Raw genomic sequence first — 602 nt, 5'->3', positions numbered from 1 at the left:
GGCAGTGGTAATCAAAAATCGGTTGTTGCGCGGCGTAATCATGATATAAACGGCGAGCGGTTTCATTCGAGAGCAAAAAGTCTTCGCACATAAAGGGGGTCATGATAAATACCTTATATAAATATAATAGCCTTTATCTAATGATAGAGGCTATTTTTAAAAAATTATTAATTTTTACGACGAGATTCTAATTCTTTAACATTTTCAGCTATTACTAATTTTGAAAGAGGATACCAAAATTGAAGAATTAAAAATAATAGAAAACAAGATATAGCTGGCACTAATGTTGCTACACTGTAAATATTACTTAATGTTTCCTCAGATTGCTGTTGTAAACCTGCAGTATATCCTACAGCACTCAATGCAAATCCACCAAGTCCACCAGCTAATGCTTGTCCAATCTTTCTTGCAAATGAATAAACGGCATAAATAGTCCCATCTTCCCGAGTATTTTCTTTAACTTCTTGGTTATCAATAATATCTGTAATAAATGCCCAGATAACTAACATAAAGAAGTTAAATCCTATCAGACCGAAGAAAGCAAAAATAATATAAACCCAGACATTTTCAATCTGCATAAAATACATTATAGAATATATAAT

The 602-nt window shown here is 31.9% G+C and carries 2 protein-coding genes; both read right to left on the bottom strand.

The window, feature by feature from the left end:
• Positions 1 to 103, bottom strand: a 103-nt coding sequence (locus FHQ23_RS12220; RefSeq protein WP_139614560.1) for a glucuronate isomerase, incomplete at its 3' end; no start/stop codon positions are given.
• 64 nt (positions 104 to 167) lie between these two features.
• A partial coding sequence (locus FHQ23_RS12215) for an MFS transporter (RefSeq protein ID WP_176552329.1) occupies positions 168 to 602 on the bottom strand: 435 nt, incomplete at its 5' end.

The organism is Testudinibacter crocodili (assembly GCF_006228025.1).
Classification (GTDB): Bacteria; Pseudomonadota; Gammaproteobacteria; order Enterobacterales; family Pasteurellaceae; genus Chelonobacter.
This window is presented reverse-complemented; position numbering and strand designations above follow the sequence as displayed.